Below are 17112 nucleotides of genomic sequence, written 5' to 3'. Positions count from 1 at the left end.
TTGAGTTACTCCCACCGACACCCATCAATATTGGGGGGTTTGACGCATCCGGATATCGATTCCACCTGATGGCAACTCCACGGCGGATGCTTTTCACTCCCTCCGATAGGTCAAAACGCGATGTGCGACCCACCCACTCCCCACGACCGTGGAACTACCCCCACGAACAGCACACGCAGCCCGACCACGAACACCTCCGAGTAAATCACGCTCCCAACACAATGCCCGACACACTCACCCTCACGATGGCTGCCGCGCTCATCAACCTCCTCGCCGGCGCCGCACTCGTCTGGACGGCCTACAGCGGCCTGGAACACTCGCCCACGCGCGCCATCAGCACCACCAGCGTCTTCGCAGCCGCTATCATCACCGGCAACTGGTTCACCGGCAACGCCATCACCTTCCAGACCTGGACGCAATTCGAATTCACCACCATCACCGCTGTCATCGGCGCCGCCATCGGAATCAGCGCGGCCCTCCTCATGTGGGAACCTGCACCCTCCCCGAGCGCTCCGCCGGTCGAAGCCGAACAGGCCGCACTGGACGACATGATGCAGAACCGGCACAAAATCCAGGATGCCGGAGGTGACGACTAATGCCTCAGCGTCGCGCTTGGGTCGGCACGCTAATCCAGCGTCTCAAACACTCCGGAAACCCCGAAGCAAAACTCGACGAAATGGTAGAGCCCAACGCTGACGTACTCGGCCTCGGCGTCTCTACCACCGAGCTCAACAACGCTGTCACCGCAATGCGGGACGACCTCCGGTCGCTCAGCCGGGACATCCGCAAGCACCTCGAGCGCTACCAAGAGTACTTGCAGGCCGCCGAACAGACCGACGGCATCGACGCAACGGACTACAAAATGGACGCCCAGGCCGAACTGGAGGACGCCCAAGAAAAACGCACCGAGTACGACGCCCTCGCCAAGAAATACCAAGTGCTCCGCCGCGCCCTGAAGAAATGGGAGCGCGTTCAGCGCCGGAAACAGCGCCAGCGCGAATACGAAGTCGACCTCACCCAGATTGACATCGAGGCAGCCCGCCGCAAAATCGAGGAACTCGAGGAGGAAGGCCAGATCGAACAGCAAAACGCCGACCGGCTCCGCCGCCAGCTCGACATGCTCGGCACCACCGCCGAACCCGACCTCGGCGACGTGAACAAAGACCTCGCAGAACTCGAGAAAGACCGCCTCTCCAGCAAACGCGACGACGACTGGGATCTCGACACCGTCAGTGACACCGACGACACCACTAACCTCGAAGACACGTCCGACCCGCTGACCATGGAAGACCTCCAAGACCTCTAACCACCCCCACTTCCTACCACTTCCTCCTCGGGTACAGCACGCTCACCACTTCCTTTCCCTGGATCAAACCATGTCCACTGACACCCCGAACACCAACACGAACCCTACGGCCGATGACGGGTCACTCGCAGACACCGCGACCAAAATCGAATCTCAGATCGACCAAATTGAGGATATCGAACAGAGCTCGGATCTCGAGGCAACGATCCAGTTCTACGAATCCCTGAAACAAAACCTCATCACGATCAAAGACACGGATGTCGCCACCCCGCACACGGACTCCCGACTCGAATACGTCCGCGACCGCCTGGACGACCTCTACGATGTCCGGGAAACCGCGCTCAACACCGAATCCGACACGGAGGCCGACTCCGAGCCATCCAACTCGGACGAGATCTCCGAGAATGACCCGGGCCCCCAAACCAACTCAAACACCACGGACGACTCCGCTGACAGTGACACGCCCGGGACGTTCGCGCCGGAAACGCCCGAGATAGATTTCTCCGATTACATCGGCCGCGACGACCTCAAGGCGGATCTCCGGGCACGTGTCCTTGGCCCCTACCGAGACGCTAACCGCATCGAAGAACTTGGCCTTGAGACAACGTCCGGCGTGTTGCTTCACGGCCCGCCAGGAACCGGAAAGAGCTACGTCGCCCGCGCCCTCGGAGGAGAGGGTAAACTCTCCTACATCGAAGTCAAGATCCCCGACATCAAGGATCGGTACGTCGGCGGCTCCGAAGAAAACATCCAGGAACTCTTCGCCACCGCACGGGAACACGCCCCCTGCATCATCTGCATGGACGAAGTCGATGCTCTCGCTACCAGCCGCGGCGCCGACAACAACTCCACCGGTAAAGACGATATGATCAACACCTTCCTCGATGAATTCGAGAAATCGCCCCGCGGCGTCCTCGTGATCGGTACCACCAATCGCCGTGACCGCGTTGATGAAGCGTTCGAGCGCGGTGACCGCTTCGAAACCTCGTTCGAAGTCGGGCTCCCCGAACGCGACGACCGAATCAAACTCATCAAGCACTTCCTCACAACGCCTGTCGAACGCCCCCGGAACCCCGGCCTCCGGATCGACATCCTCGCGAACAAAACAGACGGCTACAGCACCAGCAACATCGAACAGCTCGTCAACGAAGCCGCCTGGAACGTCTATCTCAACGACCAGGACCGGCTCTCCATGGAAAACTTCGAAGCCGCGTTTGAGTCTGTCACCCCGGTTGACCCCACCGCCCACGGTACGAACTGATGAACTCCCATCTCGTCCGCTTCTCAGTAGAATCCTGGAGGTTCATTGAGGACTTCTTCACGGTATTTTGTGCCGAGCATGGCAAGCTCGCCGAGCTCGTCGATAGTTTCAGCGAACTCCTCCATAACATAGTTGAAGTCCTCCGAACCAGAGAGCCGCCGGACGGTCTCGAAGGCCTCCTGTTTCCGGGTCTTGACCTGTGATCGAAGGGAGGCGAGCCCTGATTCTGAGATGTGGAAGGTTTCCTGAGCGACGGTGTCTACATCTTTCGAGAGTTCCTGGTCGAGGGGGTCCCTGTGGGACTCTGCTTGGTAAAGCGCGTAGTACTGTTCGATGGCGTCCAGCTGCGCCATGCGCTTGGTTAGGAGTGTGTCGTCAAGCGTTCGCTCGGTTCGGGAGATGGCGCTGTTCACGATCTCTGCCGGTACGCCAGTTGCTTGTCCAAAGCTCTGTGCAGGAAATACGCTTGGGACATTGATGATGAAGCACTCCTCAACTGGCGGTGCACGATCGTCCGGAATACTCTTGCCTTCTGTGGCCTCACGGAACGATTCTTCTCTCGTGATCTCCCAGCCGACACCGTCCACCCAGTGATGGGGGAGATTCCGCGCGACCTCCAACCCCTCATACAGATGCGCGGCTTTCACCCCTAGTGTCCGGAATTCCTCGGGGAGCGGGCCGGTTCCACGTTGCGGACGTGCATTGAAGATGGACTCCCCGACCGTGAAGTGCGCGGTCGTATCAGTATAATGGAGTGGGCCGAGACGTCCGCCGTAGAGGTTATTCAGTGCCGAGACGGGAAGGGCATTGAACGAGCGTTGGGCGGCAGCCAGATCCTTCTTGAGCTGTTCACGATTTGGGACGGGTTGTTCCCCGGTGAGTGTGTGCGTACCTCCGTCAGTCCGTTCGAGGTGAACTTCTGTCTCTCCAGAGAACTCTTGGATTGCGTCGATCGTGCTGGCCTGAATTGGGATGGTAGTCCCGTTGACGGTGATGTACTCGCGGTCTTCGATAATTTCGTCGTAGAGTGAGTCTGGGTGGGTTGCGTACGCCATATATGAACGTCAACACCCACCCCCATAAGATTTGTCTATATTTGGACTTCCAAGAATACTTGGAATAGATTGCGCTGCGTTGCCTACTCGACCAGCCGGAGCTGCCGATTAGTTGAGACTGGCTGTCTCAATGCATACGGCCCCAATCAGCTTTGTAGCCATAGACGAAGTAGCTCCTTCAGAATTCTCGGGAGAAGATTAGTTGAGACTGACTCTCTCAATGCATACGGTTCCCGAACCGATTTATGGTATGGGGTGAAATATCCTTCAGAATTTTCGTAGCTTTCACTCCTAACACTCTTTGCAGTGGATGACGTACCTCCATTCAACGATGTCCATCGACCGAGATACCTTCGAGAACACGAACGAGGACGAACTCGCGGACCTCTCCGTCCCCGATCAAGTCCTCGGGTTTCTCGCTGCCAACGAGGATCGCGCGTTCAAGGCGCGCGAAATCGCCTCCCAGATCGGCGTCGACGAGGGTGCGGTCAGCACGGCACTCTCACGGTTGAAGAACCGAGACCTCGTCGAACACAAGGCAACGTATTGGGCGGTGACCGACGACGAGGAACGTCTCGACGGGTACAGCGGCTACGAACGAGCGACCACACTGTTCAACGAGCAACTCGGTACAGAGGACGAGGAGTCTTGGCGTGAACACGCGCCGAGTGAGCCGCACCCCAGCGTCGAGGACGAACAGTGACCGACGAAGGGACCCCGGTTTTCGAGCGTGGCGATGTCGTCTACGGGAATGATCCGTTCAAAGGCGAGGAGGACGCTCGTCCCTGGCTCATTCTCTCGAACCACGACGGGCGTCCGTTCCACGGCGAGCAGTATATCGCAGTGACGCTCACAACGAAATCATGGATGGACGGACTAATCGAGATTCCAGCGGAGAGTTGGCGTCGTGGTGGGACCCCGGATGAAAGTCGAATTGTTCCGTGGGGTGTCCAATCGATCGACCACGAAGATATCGACTTCTGGCAAGGCCGTCTGGTGGATGATCTTGTCGAGACCGCAGTCACTGCTCTCGTTAACGAACTTCAGTAGCTACTCTCGAAATTCGCGCTTCTACCCACCCCATCTCCTGGCTGTAGTCTCATCTTCCGATTTAGAAGGATAGTTGAGACTGGTTCTCTCAATGCATAGGCCGCAGGGACGGTTTGCTCACTGACAACAGGTACTATTTCGACCGCTTGAACTCGAACCGTGCCCCGCCATTGCTTCCGTCTGTCACCGAAACCGTCCAACCGTGCGCCTTCGCGATCTCGGCCACGATCGAGAGCCCGAACCCGGTCCCTCCCTCGCTGGAGGTGACGCCGTGTTTGAACACGTTGTCTTGATTCTCTTGGGGAATCCCGCTGTCAGTATCCTCAACGTAGGATCCATCGTCTCCGTCTAGTCCACCCACGGTCACCCGAGATTAGTGAGCAACTCGGCTTCGACTCGGTACCCTATCAATCGATACTGTGGCGCACATGGAACGAGCGCTTCACGCAATACCTCCGCGAGACCATCCAAGAAGCGCCTCATGTGCTTTTCATCAAAGCGCGGATGCGATCATGGCGTCCGTCACGGAGGGACTTGGAGTATGCCGTATGGATCGCGGTGGCCTCCTGAATCATCCCATCGAGATAGATCGGCATCGTTGGCACCTCCTCTCGCATCTCCCCCTCTAAGATGGGCATGAGCTCTTGGCTGCGGCCAACGGCGAACGCGGGGATGACGACTTTCCATCCTCCTCGTGTGTGTTGTTGATGAGTTCGAGAAGTGTCTCCTCGGCCTCTGCCTGATCCGTCCGGTAGTCGTTCCGCTTCCAGTACGCCTTCACCGTCACACTCGTTGTCACCGCCGAAAAACTCGCCCTCCTCCTCCGCCAGCTCACACCATCCCGATAGTTTTTAGGGGGGCCTAAACATCGTTTGGGGTACGAATGAGTAACCGCCCGGACACCTGCGTCATCGTCCCGACGATACGCGAGTACGACTGCGTACGGAGTTACGTCGAGAACGCCCGAGAGCACGAATTCGACACCGACCGCCTGTTCTTCGTCCTCATCACCGAGGACTTCTGCGATACCGTCGCGATGGAGCGGATGCTCGACGACCTTGAGGTATCGGGCGCGGTGTTCGACGGAACCGCCCGCGAGGCGTGGTTCGACGACCGCGGCCTCTCCGAGTACGCCGACCTGATTCCCGCGGCAAGTCACGCACAGACCTCGTTCGGCCTGCTCTACCTCTGGGACGACCCCCGATTCGAGTATGGCGTGTTCATCGACGACGACACGCTCCCGCACGCGGACGTGAACTTCTTCGGAACGCACATGGACAACCTCCACTACGAGGGCGACCTGCGGTCGGTGCGCTCCGACGAACAGTGGGTGAACGTCCTCCACGAGGGCGACAACGACCTCTACCCGCGTGGCTACCCGTACGCGGCGATGGACGAATCTGTGACCGTGGAGACCGAGCACGTCGACTCCGTGGTCGCCTCGCAGGGGCTCTGGACGAACGTTCCTGACCTCGACGCCGTGCGAATTTTGATGGACGGCGACCTCCAGGGGCAGGCGCAGACGCGAACCACCCGCGAGGACTTCGAGACGGATTTCGTCGCCACGCCCGGCCAGTACCTGACGGTGTGTTCGATGAACCTCGCGTTCCGTCGGGAGGTCGTGCCCGCGTTCTACCAGTTGCCGATGGACGACAACGACTGGGAGGTCGGACGGTTCGACGACATCTGGTCGGGCGTGTTCCTGAAGCGCGCGTGTGACATCCTCGGTACGCAAATCTACAACGGCGATCCGCTGTGCGAGCACAACAAGGCGCCGCGGTCGACGTTCGACGACCTCCAGAACGAGGTCGCGGGCCTCGAACTGAACGAACACGTCTGGGAGGTCGCGGACGGGGTTGGCGAAGACGCCGATTCCTATGCGGGCGTGTGCCGCGCAATCGCGGACGAGCTCGCGGCGGGCGACTGGAGCGAGTGGAACAACGGCGCGTTCCTGAACGAGTGCGGGGAGGCGATGCGGTCGTGGCTCGACTGTCTGAACGCTATCGAGGAACGGCAGACCGAGGCCCCGACACCGACCGCGCTCGACTGACGAAACCACAAACACTTAGGTACTTTAGGCTCGCCTAAATCATATGCGCGACTCACCACGAACCCGACGACGAGTTCTCCAGACGGCGGCCGCCGGGTCGCTCGCCGGCCTCGCCGGCTGTCAGGGCCTCCTCGGCAGTAGCTCGGACGACGAACGCGTAACGATTCCCGAACTCGCCACGTTCCGCGGTTCCGGTGCCATCGTTGAGGGCCGGCCCGCACCTGATGGCACATCCATCGAGGAGCTTCCTGACCTCTCCGGTGAACTCAACCTCTACATCGGCGGCGGCGAAGGAGGAATCTACTACCGCTTCGTCGAAATGCTCCAGGAGATATACCCCGACTTTACCGTCTACGAGAGCAGCGCCGCCTCCTCCTCGCTCGCGCAGAACATCGTCAAGGAAGTGCAGGCCGGTGCTGCTCAGGCGGATGTCTTCTGGTCTATCGACGCCAGCTCCCTTGGGTACGTCGCCGACAACGACGCCTACGAACCACTCCCGAAGGACGTCGTCGAACCAGTCCCGAGCGGCTTCCAGGGCGACGACAACGCGTGGGTCGGCGTCGCCGGACGCGCACGCAGCGTCCCCTACAACACGAACCAGCTCTCCGAGAGCGACATCCCCGACACCGTGCAGGAATTCCCGTCGGCCGCTTCGTTCCCGAACACGGTCGGCTGGGCACCGACGTACGGCGCGTTCAAGTCGTTCATCACCGCGATGCGGTTGCTCCGTGGTCCCGAGGGCACCCGCGAGTGGCTCGTCGCAATGCGAGAGAACGGCGCGCAGCGCTTCCCCGACGAGTTTGTCGTCTCCCAGCGTGTCGCTGACGGAGCCATCCCCGTCGGATTCGCGAACCACTACTACGCCCTCCGCGTGAAGAACCAGCGTCCCGATGCCCCGCTTGACCTCGCGTTCACGAGTGACGACGCCGGCGCCCTCGTCAACGTCGCGGGCGCGCTCCGCATCAAGGGAACCGAGAAAGACCAGCTCGTGAACAACTTCATCAAGCACCTGCTCTCCGCGGAAGCCCAGGAGTTCTTCGCCACCGTCAGCTTCGCGTACCCGATGATTCCGGGCGTCGAACCAGTCGGCGACCTCCCGACCATCGACGAACTGAGCCCGCCGGACATCGACCTCTCCGAACTCTCTAACCTCGAGAAGACGCTCGAAATCATGCGGAACGCCGGCGTTCTGGGATGAGTGTCGGCGACCGACTGAACAGCCTCCTCGACCGGCTCACGGACGACACGGCGGTCGGCACTGGCCTGACGTTCCTCGCCGCCGCCGTCGCGGCAGTGCTCGTCATCCCGCTCGGCTGGCTGTTCGTCGACGTGCTCGGTCTCGGCGGTCGAGCCATCGACCTCGCCACGTCCGCGACGACGCTCGCGGTGCTCGCGCGCAGCGTCGCGCTCGTCGTCGTCGTCACCGCTGGAAGCGTCCTCGTCGGCGTTCCACTGGCGGTGTTGACCGTGCAGGCCGACATCCCGTTCAAGCGCTTTTGGACCGTGCTGGCTGCGCTCCCGCTCGCCGTCCCGAGCTACCTCGGCGCGTTCGCCGTCGTCTCCGCCACCGGACGCGGCGGCGTGCTCGCGAACGCTCTCCAGCCGATCGGCGTCGAGACGATACCCACGGTAGACGGATTCACCGGCGCGGCGCTCGTCCTCACCGTCTACACGTACCCGTACGTGTTCCTGACGACGCGCGCCTCTCTCCTCTCGCTCGACGCGTCCCTTGTTGAGGCCGCGCGAACGCTGAACTCGGGCCGCTGGGAGGCGTTCCGTCGCGTCACTCTCCCCCAGATACTGCCAGGCGTCGCCGCGGGCGCACTCCTCGTCGCGCTCTACACGCTCTCCGACTTCGGCACGCCGAACATCATGCGCGTCGAAGTGTTCACGCAGTTCATCTACGCGCGCTACACCGGGTTCATGCAGGACTACGCGGCACTCCTCTCTCTCCAGCTACTTGCGGTCACCGCAGTCATTCTCGCCGTCGAATCCCGCATTGGCGCGGACGACTCCGGCGCGTACGCGAGCAGCGGGAATCGTGGCGCGCTCTCCATCCGCCTCGGCTGGCTCCGCTACCCGCTCCTCCTCCTGCCGCTCCTCGTCGGCGCGACCGCGATTCTCCTCCCCGTCGTCGTGTTCGGGCTCTGGCTCACGAACGGCGGTCCCGGCTACGCGGGCGGGTCGATGACGTTCTCGTGGACGTACGGCTGGAACTCGCTCTACGTCGCACTCCTCGCGGCCGTCGCGTCCGTACTCGTCGCGCTCCCCATCGCGCTCCGGTCGGCTGCGTCCGACTCACGGCTGGCTGTGCTCGCCGACCGCGCCCCGTACGCGGGGTACGCCGCCCCCGGCATCGTGCTCGCCATCGCGCTCGTGAGCTTCAGCCTCAACGTCGTTCCGGCGTTCTACAAGACCGTTCCCCTGCTCGTGTTCGCGTACGTCGTCCGATTCGTCCCGCAGGCAATCGGGTCGATGCGGACCTCGACGCTCCAAGTCGACCAGACGCTCGTCGAGGCCGCACGCACGCTCGGTCGGTCTCGCTTCGGGGCGTTCCGCTCCGTCACGCTCCCGCTCATCGCGCCCGGCATCGTCACCGGCGCGGCGCTCGTGTTCCTCACGACGATGAAGGAACTTCCCGCCACGCTCATCCTTCGTCCGTTAGGCTTTGATACGCTCGTCACGTACATCTGGCGAGTACAGGAAGCGGGGCTGTACGGGCGAGCAGCGCTCCCAGCGCTCGTTCTCGTCGTCGTATCCGGCCTCTCGATGGCCGTCATCCTCGCACAGGAAGACACGGCCGACGGTGACACGAATGAGTGAGACACTTCAAGTACGACCGGGCGGAGACGAGCACGACCGACCAGCCGTCCTCGAACTCGACGGGGTGACGCGGTCGTTCGGTCCCGAAACCGCCGTCGATTCGCTCTCGTTTGACGTGCGCGACGGCGAACTCCTGACACTGCTCGGACCGTCCGGCTGCGGGAAGTCCACCACGCTCCGCCTGATAGCGGGTCTCGAACGTCCCGACGACGGCCGCGTCCGCGTCCGCGGTGATGTCGTCGCGGACGGCGAAACGTTCGTCCGTCCGGAGAACCGCGACATCGGCCTGCTGTTTCAGGACTTCGCGCTGTTCCCTCACCTATCAGTCAGAGAGAACGTCGCGTACGGTATCGCGGACCGGCCCGACGACGCGGTAGAGCGCCGGGTTAACGACCTCCTCGACCTCGTCGGCCTGGCGGACTACGCGGACGCCGCGCCGGACACGCTCTCCGGCGGGCAACAGCAGCGTGTCGCGCTCGCGCGGTCACTCGCACCCGAACCGGATGTCATCTTGCTCGACGAACCGTTCTCGAACCTCGACGTATCGCTACGGCGGGAGATGCGCGAGGAGGTGCGTCGAATCCTCAAGAAGACGGGCGTCACGGCGATTTCGGTGACACACGACCAGGAGGAGGCGTTATCAATCAGTGACCGCGTCGCGGTGATGAACGACGGCCACCTCGAACAGATCGGGCGACCGGAGACCGTGTTCGAACAGCCAACGTCCCGGTTCGTCGCGGAGTTCATCGGGGAGGCCGGGTTCGTCTCCGGGCGGTTCGCCGACGGAACGGTGAAGACCCCAGTGGGGGACGTGCCCGGAGACGCTATCGCGGGCCTCGACGCGGAGTACGAGGGCGCGAAGGTCGATATCCTCGTCCGTCCCGACGACCTGCGGGCGGTCCCCACAGACGAAGGGAACGGACGCGTCGTCCACCGCCAGTACACGGGGCCGGCGTTCGTCTACCGCGTGCAGCTCGACGCCGGCGGACTCGTGTACTGCGAACACAACCACGCCGATCAGCTCTCTCTCGACGAACGGGTTCGTGTCGACCTCGACCTTGACCATCAGCTCGCGTGGTTCCCGACCGAAGAATGACTCGGCGCTGGCACTGGGGCGTACTCGTGCTCGCCGGTGTCGCGGCGATGCTCGCGTGGCTGGTGTCGACGACGATGTTCCCCCATCACTCCCTGAACCACGATGAGGGAGTCTACCTCCAGCAGGCCGCGATGTTACTCGACGGTCAGGTGTTCCTCCGGCCGCCGCTGGAGGACGCGCTCCGGCCGTGGTTCTTCGTGGAGGCGGGAGACCGACTGTACGCGAAGTACGCGCCGGTTCCGGCGCTCTTCTTCGCGCTCGGCGAGCTGTTCGGGGCGTACCGGCTCGCACTACCGGGTATCGCCGCCGGCGTCGTTGCGCTCACCGCGCTCGTCGCCCGGGAAGTGTTCGGGTCTCGCGTCGGCCTGCTCGCGGGTGCGTTCGTGCTCGCGTCTCCGTTATTTATCATTGAATCGGGCGTGTTCCTACCGTACGCGCCGACGACGCTGCTGAACCTCGCGTTCGCGTACGCTTACCTGCGAGCCGATCGCACCGGAAGTCGTCGGTGGGCGGCCGTCGCCGGCGGCGCGGTCGGACTGGCGTTCTTCTCCCGCCCGTACACCGCCGTCCTGTTCGCGACCCCGTTCATCGCGCACGCGCTCTGGACGCTCTATGGAGGCTGGCGAGCGGTGCTCTCGCGGCAGGCGGTGACCGCGGTGTTCGGCCTGCTCGGAGTTGCCATCACCCTCAGCTACAACGCGCTAGTGACCGGGAGCCCGTTCGTGTTCCCGTATCAGGCGTTCGCGCCGCTGGACGGACTCGGGTTCGGGCAACGTCGCCTGCTCGGTCACGAAATCGTGTACACGCCGGAACTCGCGCTCCGCGTGAACCGTATCGTCCTCGATCTGTTCTTCACTGAGTGGGTGGCAGGTGGTGTGTTCGGTAGCCTGCTCGCCGCCGCCGGCGTCACGTGGGCGGCCCGCCGCGAGTGGTCGGCGCGCGCCGCGGCGGTGGCTGGCGTGTTCGTCACGGTCTCCGCGGGGAATGTCTACTTTTGGGGGACGTTCAACATCCTTGGAAACATCTCCGCGCCGGGCGACGGGCTAGTGTCCGTGCTCGGCCCGTACTACCACTTCGACCTCCTCGTCCCGACAGCCGTGTTCGCGGCGTTCGCTGCCGCCCGCGGCGTCACGCTGCTCCGTACGGTGGCGCGCGAGCGGTTCGACCCGCGAGTCGCACGCGCCGCAGTCGCGCTCGTCGTCGTGGTGAGTCTGGGGGGCGGTGCGGTCGTGACCGCGGGGAACGCGGCGGATCCCGTGGAGACGAATCTCGACGTAACGGAGACGTACGAAACGGCGTACGCGCCGTTCGAGGACGGTGCTCCCGCGGATTCGGTAGTGCTGATTCCCGACCCGTACGGCGACTGGCTGAACCATCCGTTCCAGGTGTTGCGGAACGACCCCGGGTTCGATGGGCGGGTAGTGTATGCTATTGACGACCGGCCGTTCGCGGTATCGAACGCGTTCCCGAACCGGTCGCTCTATCGATACGTCTATCGTGGGGCCTGGAATCCGGCCGCGGGGTCGCCGTCCGACGCTCGCCTCCAGCGCGTCGAGGACGTGTCCGGGGCGGCGGTGACGATGGAGGCACGAATGGGCGTCCCGGCGGCAGCGACGGCGACTACGATTCGCGTCGCGACCGACGGCGAGAGCGCGTACTACACGGCCGAACCTACGGAGGGCGCGGTCGACCTGAACGTGTCCGTGCGTGACGGCCGGGTGGTCGTCGCGGGCGACGTGTCCGCGGTGGGGGGCGAGTCGCTGACCGTGACTGGCCAGGAGACGGTGCGGGTGTCGGCGTTCGTGCAGTACGGCGGCGGAGACGGGTTCACGTACCGCCTGTCTCTGCCGGTGGATGCAGACGGGACCGGTGTTCGAGCGCTGTCACCGCGTGTTGAGCGGTGCGCGAACGTCCGGGCGTGTGGTGGTGCGGCGGCGTACGTTCCGTCGTCGTCACGGCCGAGCGTGTTCGTGACCGTGTCGATGACCGCCGAACACAACCACTAAGTTTAGGCCCGCCTAAACACCGGTGGATGAAGCTGAGTCGACGCGACGCCCTCGCCGCGCTCGCCGCGACCGGTACGGCGGTCGGCGGTGCGGTCGTCCTCACCAGTGACGACGAGTCGAACGACCGCCCGCTCGACGCCGACAGCAGAGAGACAATGATCGCCGCCGCCCACACCCTCTACCCGACGCCGGTCGAGAACGTCGCGTCCTTCGTCGAAACCTTCCTCAACGGCCGCGTCCACGACCACCCCGACCACGCCGCGGGTATCGCGACTGCGACGAACTACCTCGACGACTACGCCCGCGCCTGGCACGACGAGGACTTCGCCGACCTCCACCGACTGACGCGCTCGGACGCGCTCCACGCGATGAACGCCGACACCGCCGACCCCGACCCCTCGGGGAACGACGTGGAACGCGTCCGGTACTACGTTGTGAACGACCTCCTGTACGCGCTCTACGCGTCGCCCACCGGCGGGAAGCTCGTCGGCATCGAGAACCCGATCGGCCACCCCGGAGGGACAGGGAGCTACCAGCAACCGCCATGAGTGGAGACCGAACGCCGTCCGATTCGGCGGACGTATGCATCGTCGGCGCAGGACCGGCGGGTGCGCTCGTCGCGGACACGCTCGCGGCGCGCGGCCATGATGTCGTCGTGCTCGAAGCAGGCGAGCGATTCGACGAGGACAGTCGACTCGACCGTATGGAACGCCATATCCGACCGGGCCACGGCCCGCTCTCCGTCTGGAATATGGGCGGGGAGCGCGACGCCTACACGTCGTCGGGCGACCGCGGCTACCCGCTGAACCGGGCGCGCGTGAAGGGCGTCGGCGGGTCGACGCTCCACTGGCAGGGGATGGTGATGCGGCTGCACGAACTCGACTTTGAGCAGGCGTCCCGCCACGGCGTCGCCGCGGACTGGCCGCTCGACTACGACGACCTCCGGCCGTACTACGCCGCGGCGGAGCGCGCGCTCGGCGTCGCGGGCGCGGACGACAATCCGTTCGCGCCACCGCGAGAGGAACCACATCCGATGCCGGCGTTCGAACCGTCGTACAGCGACTCGCTGTTCGCAGACGCGTGCGAGCGACTCGGAATCGCGATGCACTCGGTTCCGAACGCGCGGAACTCGGAAGCCTACGCGGACGAGCCGCCGTGTATCGGCTACGGGACCTGTAAGCCGGTGTGTCCGTCGGGCGCGAAGTATGACGCGACCCGGCACGTCGCGTCGGCCGAGACCGAGGGCGCGCGCGTCATCGACCGGGCGGCGGTGCAGCGACTCGAACACGACGCCTCCGGCGACCGGGTGACTGCGGCGGTGTACGCGACGCCGGACGGCGAGACGCACCGCCAGCACGCCAGTGAGTTCGTGGTCGCGTGTGGGGGCGTCGAGACGCCGCGCCTCCTTCTGCTCTCTGCGTCCGACGCCTATCCAGACGGGCTCGCGAACACGAGTGGCGCGGTCGGCCGATACTTCATGGACCATGTGTTCGCGGGAACGGGCGGTGTGCTAGATGAGGAGACGCGGCAGAACCACATCGGGTTCCTCACGAGCGAGTCCCACCAGTTCTACGACGACCCCGCACGCGGGACTGAGCGCGGCGTGCCGAGTGCGGACGGCGACGCGAGCGACTACGCGCGGTTGAAACTCGAGTTCCTGAACTACGCGGGGCCGTCGCCGGTGCGGGAGGCGCTCGGGAGCGAGGAGTGGGGGGACGCACTGCTTGGGTCGCTCCGGCAGTCGTACGGCAACCACATCGCGATGGGCGGGCTGGTCGAGCAGCGGCCGCGCGCGGAGCACTACGTGGGGTTGGACGCGTCGCAGACGGACGATCACGGAAACCCGGTGCCGGACGTTCACTGGGGTCTCGACGACGTGACGCGGCGGACGCTGGAGCGCGCGAACGAGATTCAGGAGCACGTACTTGACGAGCTGGGAGCAGAGGTGACGTGGCAGGTCGGCCCCGAGAACACGGGGCCGGCGTTCCACCACATGGGGACGACGCGAATGGGCCGCGACCCGACAGAGAGCGTGGTGACACCGGAGCTGCGGACGCACGACCTTGACAACCTCTGGATAGCGGGAAGTAGCGTCTTCGTGACGGGTGGGGCGATGAATCCGACGCTGACGCTCGCAGCGCTCTCGTTGAAGGCGGCCGAGCACCTGCACGAAGCCCTCGCGTAGATTTAGGTAAGCCTAAAACATTGGCGGGTGTGTAGGCGTACATGCCCGACGATCCGTACACCTTCGACGACATCAGCGTCGTCATGGGAACGTACAACGAAGAAGCGGCCATCGACACGGTTCTCACCGACATCGCCGAAGTCACCGGCGACCGCGCGACCGTCGTCTGCGTCGATAGCTCACAGGACCGAACGCCCGAGATAGCACGCGAACACGGCGCGACCGTCGTCGAACAACCCCCGCAGGGGTACGGCGTCGCCGTCCACGAAGCCATCACCACTCCCGATCGCCCCATCGTCGTCACCGTGGACTGCGATGACACCTATCCGATGGAACGACTCCCCGACTTTCTTGACGCCATCAACGACGGCTACGACGTCGTCAGCGGCGACCGCCTCTACCACGGTGCGGACGCGATGCCCGACACCAACCGGTACGGGAACGTCGCGTTCGCCCTCCTCGCCTCCCTCCTCCTCGGCGAACGCGTCCACGACACCACCACCGGAATGCGCGCGTACAGACGCGAAGTCATCGAAAACATCACGTGGACAGAGAACACGGGCCTCTCAGCCGAACTCCTCCTCCGCCCGCTCGCCCGCGGCTACCGGGTTCGCGAACTTCCCATCGACTACCGCGAACGCGCCGGCGAGACGACGCTTGACCCCCTCACTGGAGGCCTCGCAATCGCCAAATCAATCCTCACCGTCGGCATCGAGGAACGCCGCCGCTGAGACTACACCGCACGCTCCAGTCCGACGACGAACACCACGCCGCGAGCGAACAGCCGTTCCTTTCGGTCGTCCAGAATTCTAGTACCATCGTCCGCGACGCGAACCTCGACGGTGTCGTCGCGTTCGGTGCAAGAGACGGTGACGATCGGTGTCGCGATCGGAGTGCGGACGGCGTTCTCAAGGTGGTTCCGGAACAACGACGAGTTCCGCGTGGAGCACATCGTCGAGTGAGACCGGGGTGAGGGCTGTGAGATACCCGAGAACGCTTACTGGAGCTTACAGACCTACTTGGGGCTCCCCGAGAACTTGGCGGCTAACGAGGGCGCTCGGAGCTTCATCCACGAGTCGACGCGTGATCGAACACCACTCGGACACGGCCATCGCGATCAGATTCGGGAGCTCTCCATCGAGCAGATTCGCGAGATGTACCGACAGGCAATCCGACAGCTCATCAACAAACTCGCGGGGACGGAGGAGTTCTTCCGCGCAGGCATCGTTGCCATTGACATCACTGAAGACGATCCCTTTACGGGTGATAGGACGGGCCACGAGGATGAGATAATCGGGACGAAGGAGAAGACCGACGAGTACGCCTACCAATGGGCGACCGTTCAGCTCGTCGGCGACGCTGTCCCACTTGTGCTTGATGCGCGGCCAGTTCGTCGAGGTGAGTCACGCAAGGAAATCGTTGAGGACTTGCTGGATTCGGCTGAAGAGCTCGTCCACGTCGATAACGTGCTGATGGACCGGGAGTTCGACAGCCAGCACATTCTATAGATGATCAGCCAGCGGGGACCTCCTACGTCGTCCCGAAGCGGATGCAGACCAGCGAGAAAGCCCAAGCCAAGCGACTCCTTCAGCGCGACCAAGACCGATACGAGACCGACCGCAAACTCCATCTCAGGAAGAATGAGTGGCACGAGACGACACTGATCTACCGACGGAAAGAGAACTCTGAGCACGACGAGCACCGACAGTACTCGGTGTTCATGTCCAACCGTGGCGGTGGATTCCTCAGCGAGTATGGGTATCGCTGGGAGATCGAGAGTGGCTATCGGTCGATCAAGCGATTCATGGCCGCGACAACGTCCACGGATTTCGGGCTGCGGTTCTTCTACTTCACATTCGCGTATCTTTGGTACTCGATCTGGCGAGCGGTCGATCTACTCGTCCAAGTCGAGTTGACAGGTGAATACGAACACGCACCGATGGTGACTGCCGATAATACGCTTACGCTGTTGAAGAAGGAGACGGGAATCGGATAGTACGGTGCTCTACTCGTGTTAGAGCGTCGTCTGAGTGGCAACGCTATCGAAAGTTGTAGAAAATCGCCCAGGTGGTAAGAAATTCAATAAGAATGGTCGTTTAGAGAGGGTTCTGAAGCAGTTCCCACTCACAAATTCGCCCGAAACCACGCATTACAGCCCCGCTAAACCCACTGTAGTCTCAACTTCACAGGACCGAGATTTTGTATAGCGATATACGATATACATTCTACGGTAATGCGGAGTTCCGGCGCTAAGAGACTCTAGACCCCCCGATTTCTGCC

Annotated in this window: 15 protein-coding genes and 3 pseudogenes; 14 read left to right on the top strand and 4 right to left on the bottom strand. The window is 63.1% G+C overall.

Annotated features, from left to right (window positions below):
- Nucleotides 1–122: 122 nt before the first annotated feature.
- The 3 genes from U3A55_RS04965 to U3A55_RS04955 all read left to right on the top strand — a co-directional run bounded on the left by U3A55_RS04965 (nucleotide 123) and on the right by U3A55_RS04955 (nucleotide 2567).
- Nucleotides 123–596, top strand: coding sequence for a hypothetical protein (locus U3A55_RS04965; RefSeq protein WP_330990374.1), 474 nt, complete (start codon nucleotides 123–125; stop codon nucleotides 594–596).
- An 80-nt stretch (nucleotides 597–676) separates the two neighbouring features.
- A complete protein-coding gene (locus U3A55_RS04960; protein WP_330990373.1) occupies nucleotides 677–1306 on the top strand; it encodes a hypothetical protein in 630 nt (209 codons plus the stop codon).
- A gap of 70 nt (nucleotides 1307–1376) precedes the next feature.
- Entirely contained in the window at nucleotides 1377–2567 is a 1191-nt protein-coding gene (locus tag U3A55_RS04955; protein ID WP_330990372.1) for an ATP-binding protein, read from the top strand.
- Nucleotides 2568–2590: 23 nt separating this feature from the next.
- Here U3A55_RS04955 and U3A55_RS04950 read toward each other — a convergent pair whose 3' ends face one another.
- The gene (locus U3A55_RS04950; protein WP_330990371.1) at nucleotides 2591–3622 is read right to left on the bottom strand and encodes a hypothetical protein; all 1032 of its coding nucleotides are present in this window, start codon (nucleotides 3620–3622) and stop codon (nucleotides 2591–2593) included.
- 331 nt (nucleotides 3623–3953) lie between these two features.
- Between U3A55_RS04950 and U3A55_RS04945 the strand changes: the two genes are divergently transcribed.
- Entirely contained in the window at nucleotides 3954–4325 is a 372-nt protein-coding gene (locus U3A55_RS04945; protein WP_330990370.1) for a MarR family transcriptional regulator, read from the top strand.
- Complete coding sequence (locus U3A55_RS04940; protein WP_330990369.1) at nucleotides 4322–4672, top strand: type II toxin-antitoxin system PemK/MazF family toxin; 351 nt, start codon at nucleotides 4322–4324, stop codon at nucleotides 4670–4672. The genes U3A55_RS04945 and U3A55_RS04940 overlap by 4 nt, the downstream gene beginning before the upstream one ends.
- Nucleotides 4673–4805: 133 nt before the next feature.
- On the opposite strand, the pseudogene U3A55_RS04935 reads toward U3A55_RS04940, so the two are convergent.
- Both U3A55_RS04935 and U3A55_RS04930 read right to left on the bottom strand, forming a co-directional pair.
- Nucleotides 4806–5039 (bottom strand): annotated as a pseudogene (locus tag U3A55_RS04935) (sensor histidine kinase); the annotation flags it as partial.
- Between the two features lie 136 nt (nucleotides 5040–5175).
- Nucleotides 5176–5480 (bottom strand): annotated as a pseudogene (locus tag U3A55_RS04930) (beta-CASP ribonuclease aCPSF1); the annotation flags it as partial.
- Nucleotides 5481–5555: 75 nt separating this feature from the next.
- On the opposite strand from U3A55_RS04930, the gene U3A55_RS04925 reads away from it, so the two are divergent.
- Genes U3A55_RS04925 through U3A55_RS04890 form a run of 8 tightly spaced genes read left to right on the top strand, consistent with a single transcriptional unit; the run spans nucleotide 5556 to nucleotide 15563 of the window.
- A complete protein-coding gene (locus tag U3A55_RS04925) occupies nucleotides 5556–6722 on the top strand; it encodes an alpha-1 4-glucan-protein synthase (protein WP_330990368.1) in 1167 nt (388 codons plus the stop codon).
- Nucleotides 6723–6765: 43 nt separating this feature from the next.
- Nucleotides 6766–7920 carry an extracellular solute-binding protein gene (locus U3A55_RS04920; RefSeq protein ID WP_330990367.1) on the top strand — a complete coding sequence of 385 codons (1155 nt, stop codon included), beginning with the start codon at nucleotides 6766–6768 and terminating at the stop codon, nucleotides 7918–7920.
- Nucleotides 7917–9545, top strand: a complete 1629-nt coding sequence (locus tag U3A55_RS04915; protein WP_330990366.1) for an ABC transporter permease — start codon at nucleotides 7917–7919, stop codon at nucleotides 9543–9545. The genes U3A55_RS04920 and U3A55_RS04915 overlap by 4 nt, the downstream gene beginning before the upstream one ends.
- Nucleotides 9538–10641 (top strand): ABC transporter ATP-binding protein, encoded by a 1104-nt coding sequence (locus U3A55_RS04910; RefSeq protein WP_330990365.1) that lies wholly within the window; start codon nucleotides 9538–9540, stop codon nucleotides 10639–10641. Before U3A55_RS04915 ends, U3A55_RS04910 begins: the two co-directional genes overlap by 8 nt.
- Entirely contained in the window at nucleotides 10638–12647 is a 2010-nt protein-coding gene (locus U3A55_RS04905) for an ArnT family glycosyltransferase (RefSeq protein WP_330990364.1), read from the top strand. Before U3A55_RS04910 ends, U3A55_RS04905 begins: the two co-directional genes overlap by 4 nt.
- A 26-nt stretch (nucleotides 12648–12673) precedes the next feature.
- Nucleotides 12674–13195, top strand: a complete 522-nt coding sequence (locus U3A55_RS04900; RefSeq protein ID WP_330990363.1) for a gluconate 2-dehydrogenase subunit 3 family protein — start codon at nucleotides 12674–12676, stop codon at nucleotides 13193–13195.
- On the top strand, nucleotides 13192–14832 hold the full coding sequence (locus tag U3A55_RS04895; RefSeq protein ID WP_330990362.1) for a GMC family oxidoreductase: 1641 nt from the start codon (nucleotides 13192–13194) through the stop codon (nucleotides 14830–14832). Before U3A55_RS04900 ends, U3A55_RS04895 begins: the two co-directional genes overlap by 4 nt.
- Before the next feature lie 41 nt (nucleotides 14833–14873).
- Complete coding sequence (locus U3A55_RS04890) at nucleotides 14874–15563, top strand: dolichyl-phosphate hexose transferase (RefSeq protein ID WP_330990361.1); 690 nt, start codon at nucleotides 14874–14876, stop codon at nucleotides 15561–15563.
- Nucleotides 15564–15565: 2 nt separating this feature from the next.
- On the opposite strand, the gene U3A55_RS04885 is transcribed toward U3A55_RS04890, so the two are convergent.
- Nucleotides 15566–15784 (bottom strand): ATP-binding protein, encoded by a 219-nt coding sequence (locus U3A55_RS04885; protein WP_330990360.1) that lies wholly within the window; start codon nucleotides 15782–15784, stop codon nucleotides 15566–15568.
- Nucleotides 15785–15794: 10 nt separating this feature from the next.
- Here U3A55_RS04885 and U3A55_RS04880 point away from each other — a divergent pair.
- A pseudogene (locus U3A55_RS04880) lies at nucleotides 15795–16828 on the top strand (transposase); the annotation flags it as partial.
- Nucleotides 16829–17112 lie beyond the last annotated feature (284 nt).

This window comes from Salarchaeum sp. III (assembly GCF_036418315.1).
Taxonomy (GTDB): domain Archaea; phylum Halobacteriota; class Halobacteria; order Halobacteriales; family Halobacteriaceae; genus Salarchaeum.
This window is presented reverse-complemented; position numbering and strand designations above follow the sequence as displayed.

Coding starts and splice junctions, on each gene's coding strand:
- U3A55_RS04960 (WP_330990373.1), top strand. CDS start 677: ATGGTAGAGCCCAACGCTGACGTACTCGGCCTCGGCGTCTCTACCACC.
- U3A55_RS04955 (WP_330990372.1), top strand. CDS start 1,377: ATGTCCACTGACACCCCGAACACCAACACGAACCCTACGGCCGATGAC.
- U3A55_RS04950 (WP_330990371.1), bottom strand. CDS start 3,622: ATGGCGTACGCAACCCACCCAGACTCACTCTACGACGAAATTATCGAA.
- U3A55_RS04945 (WP_330990370.1), top strand. CDS start 3,954: ATGTCCATCGACCGAGATACCTTCGAGAACACGAACGAGGACGAACTC.
- U3A55_RS04925 (WP_330990368.1), top strand. CDS start 5,556: ATGAGTAACCGCCCGGACACCTGCGTCATCGTCCCGACGATACGCGAG.
- U3A55_RS04920 (WP_330990367.1), top strand. CDS start 6,766: ATGCGCGACTCACCACGAACCCGACGACGAGTTCTCCAGACGGCGGCC.
- U3A55_RS04915 (WP_330990366.1), top strand. CDS start 7,917: ATGAGTGTCGGCGACCGACTGAACAGCCTCCTCGACCGGCTCACGGAC.
- U3A55_RS04910 (WP_330990365.1), top strand. CDS start 9,538: ATGAGTGAGACACTTCAAGTACGACCGGGCGGAGACGAGCACGACCGA.
- U3A55_RS04905 (WP_330990364.1), top strand. CDS start 10,638: ATGACTCGGCGCTGGCACTGGGGCGTACTCGTGCTCGCCGGTGTCGCG.
- U3A55_RS04900 (WP_330990363.1), top strand. CDS start 12,674: ATGAAGCTGAGTCGACGCGACGCCCTCGCCGCGCTCGCCGCGACCGGT.
- U3A55_RS04895 (WP_330990362.1), top strand. CDS start 13,192: ATGAGTGGAGACCGAACGCCGTCCGATTCGGCGGACGTATGCATCGTC.
- U3A55_RS04890 (WP_330990361.1), top strand. CDS start 14,874: ATGCCCGACGATCCGTACACCTTCGACGACATCAGCGTCGTCATGGGA.
- U3A55_RS04885 (WP_330990360.1), bottom strand. CDS start 15,784: ATGTGCTCCACGCGGAACTCGTCGTTGTTCCGGAACCACCTTGAGAAC.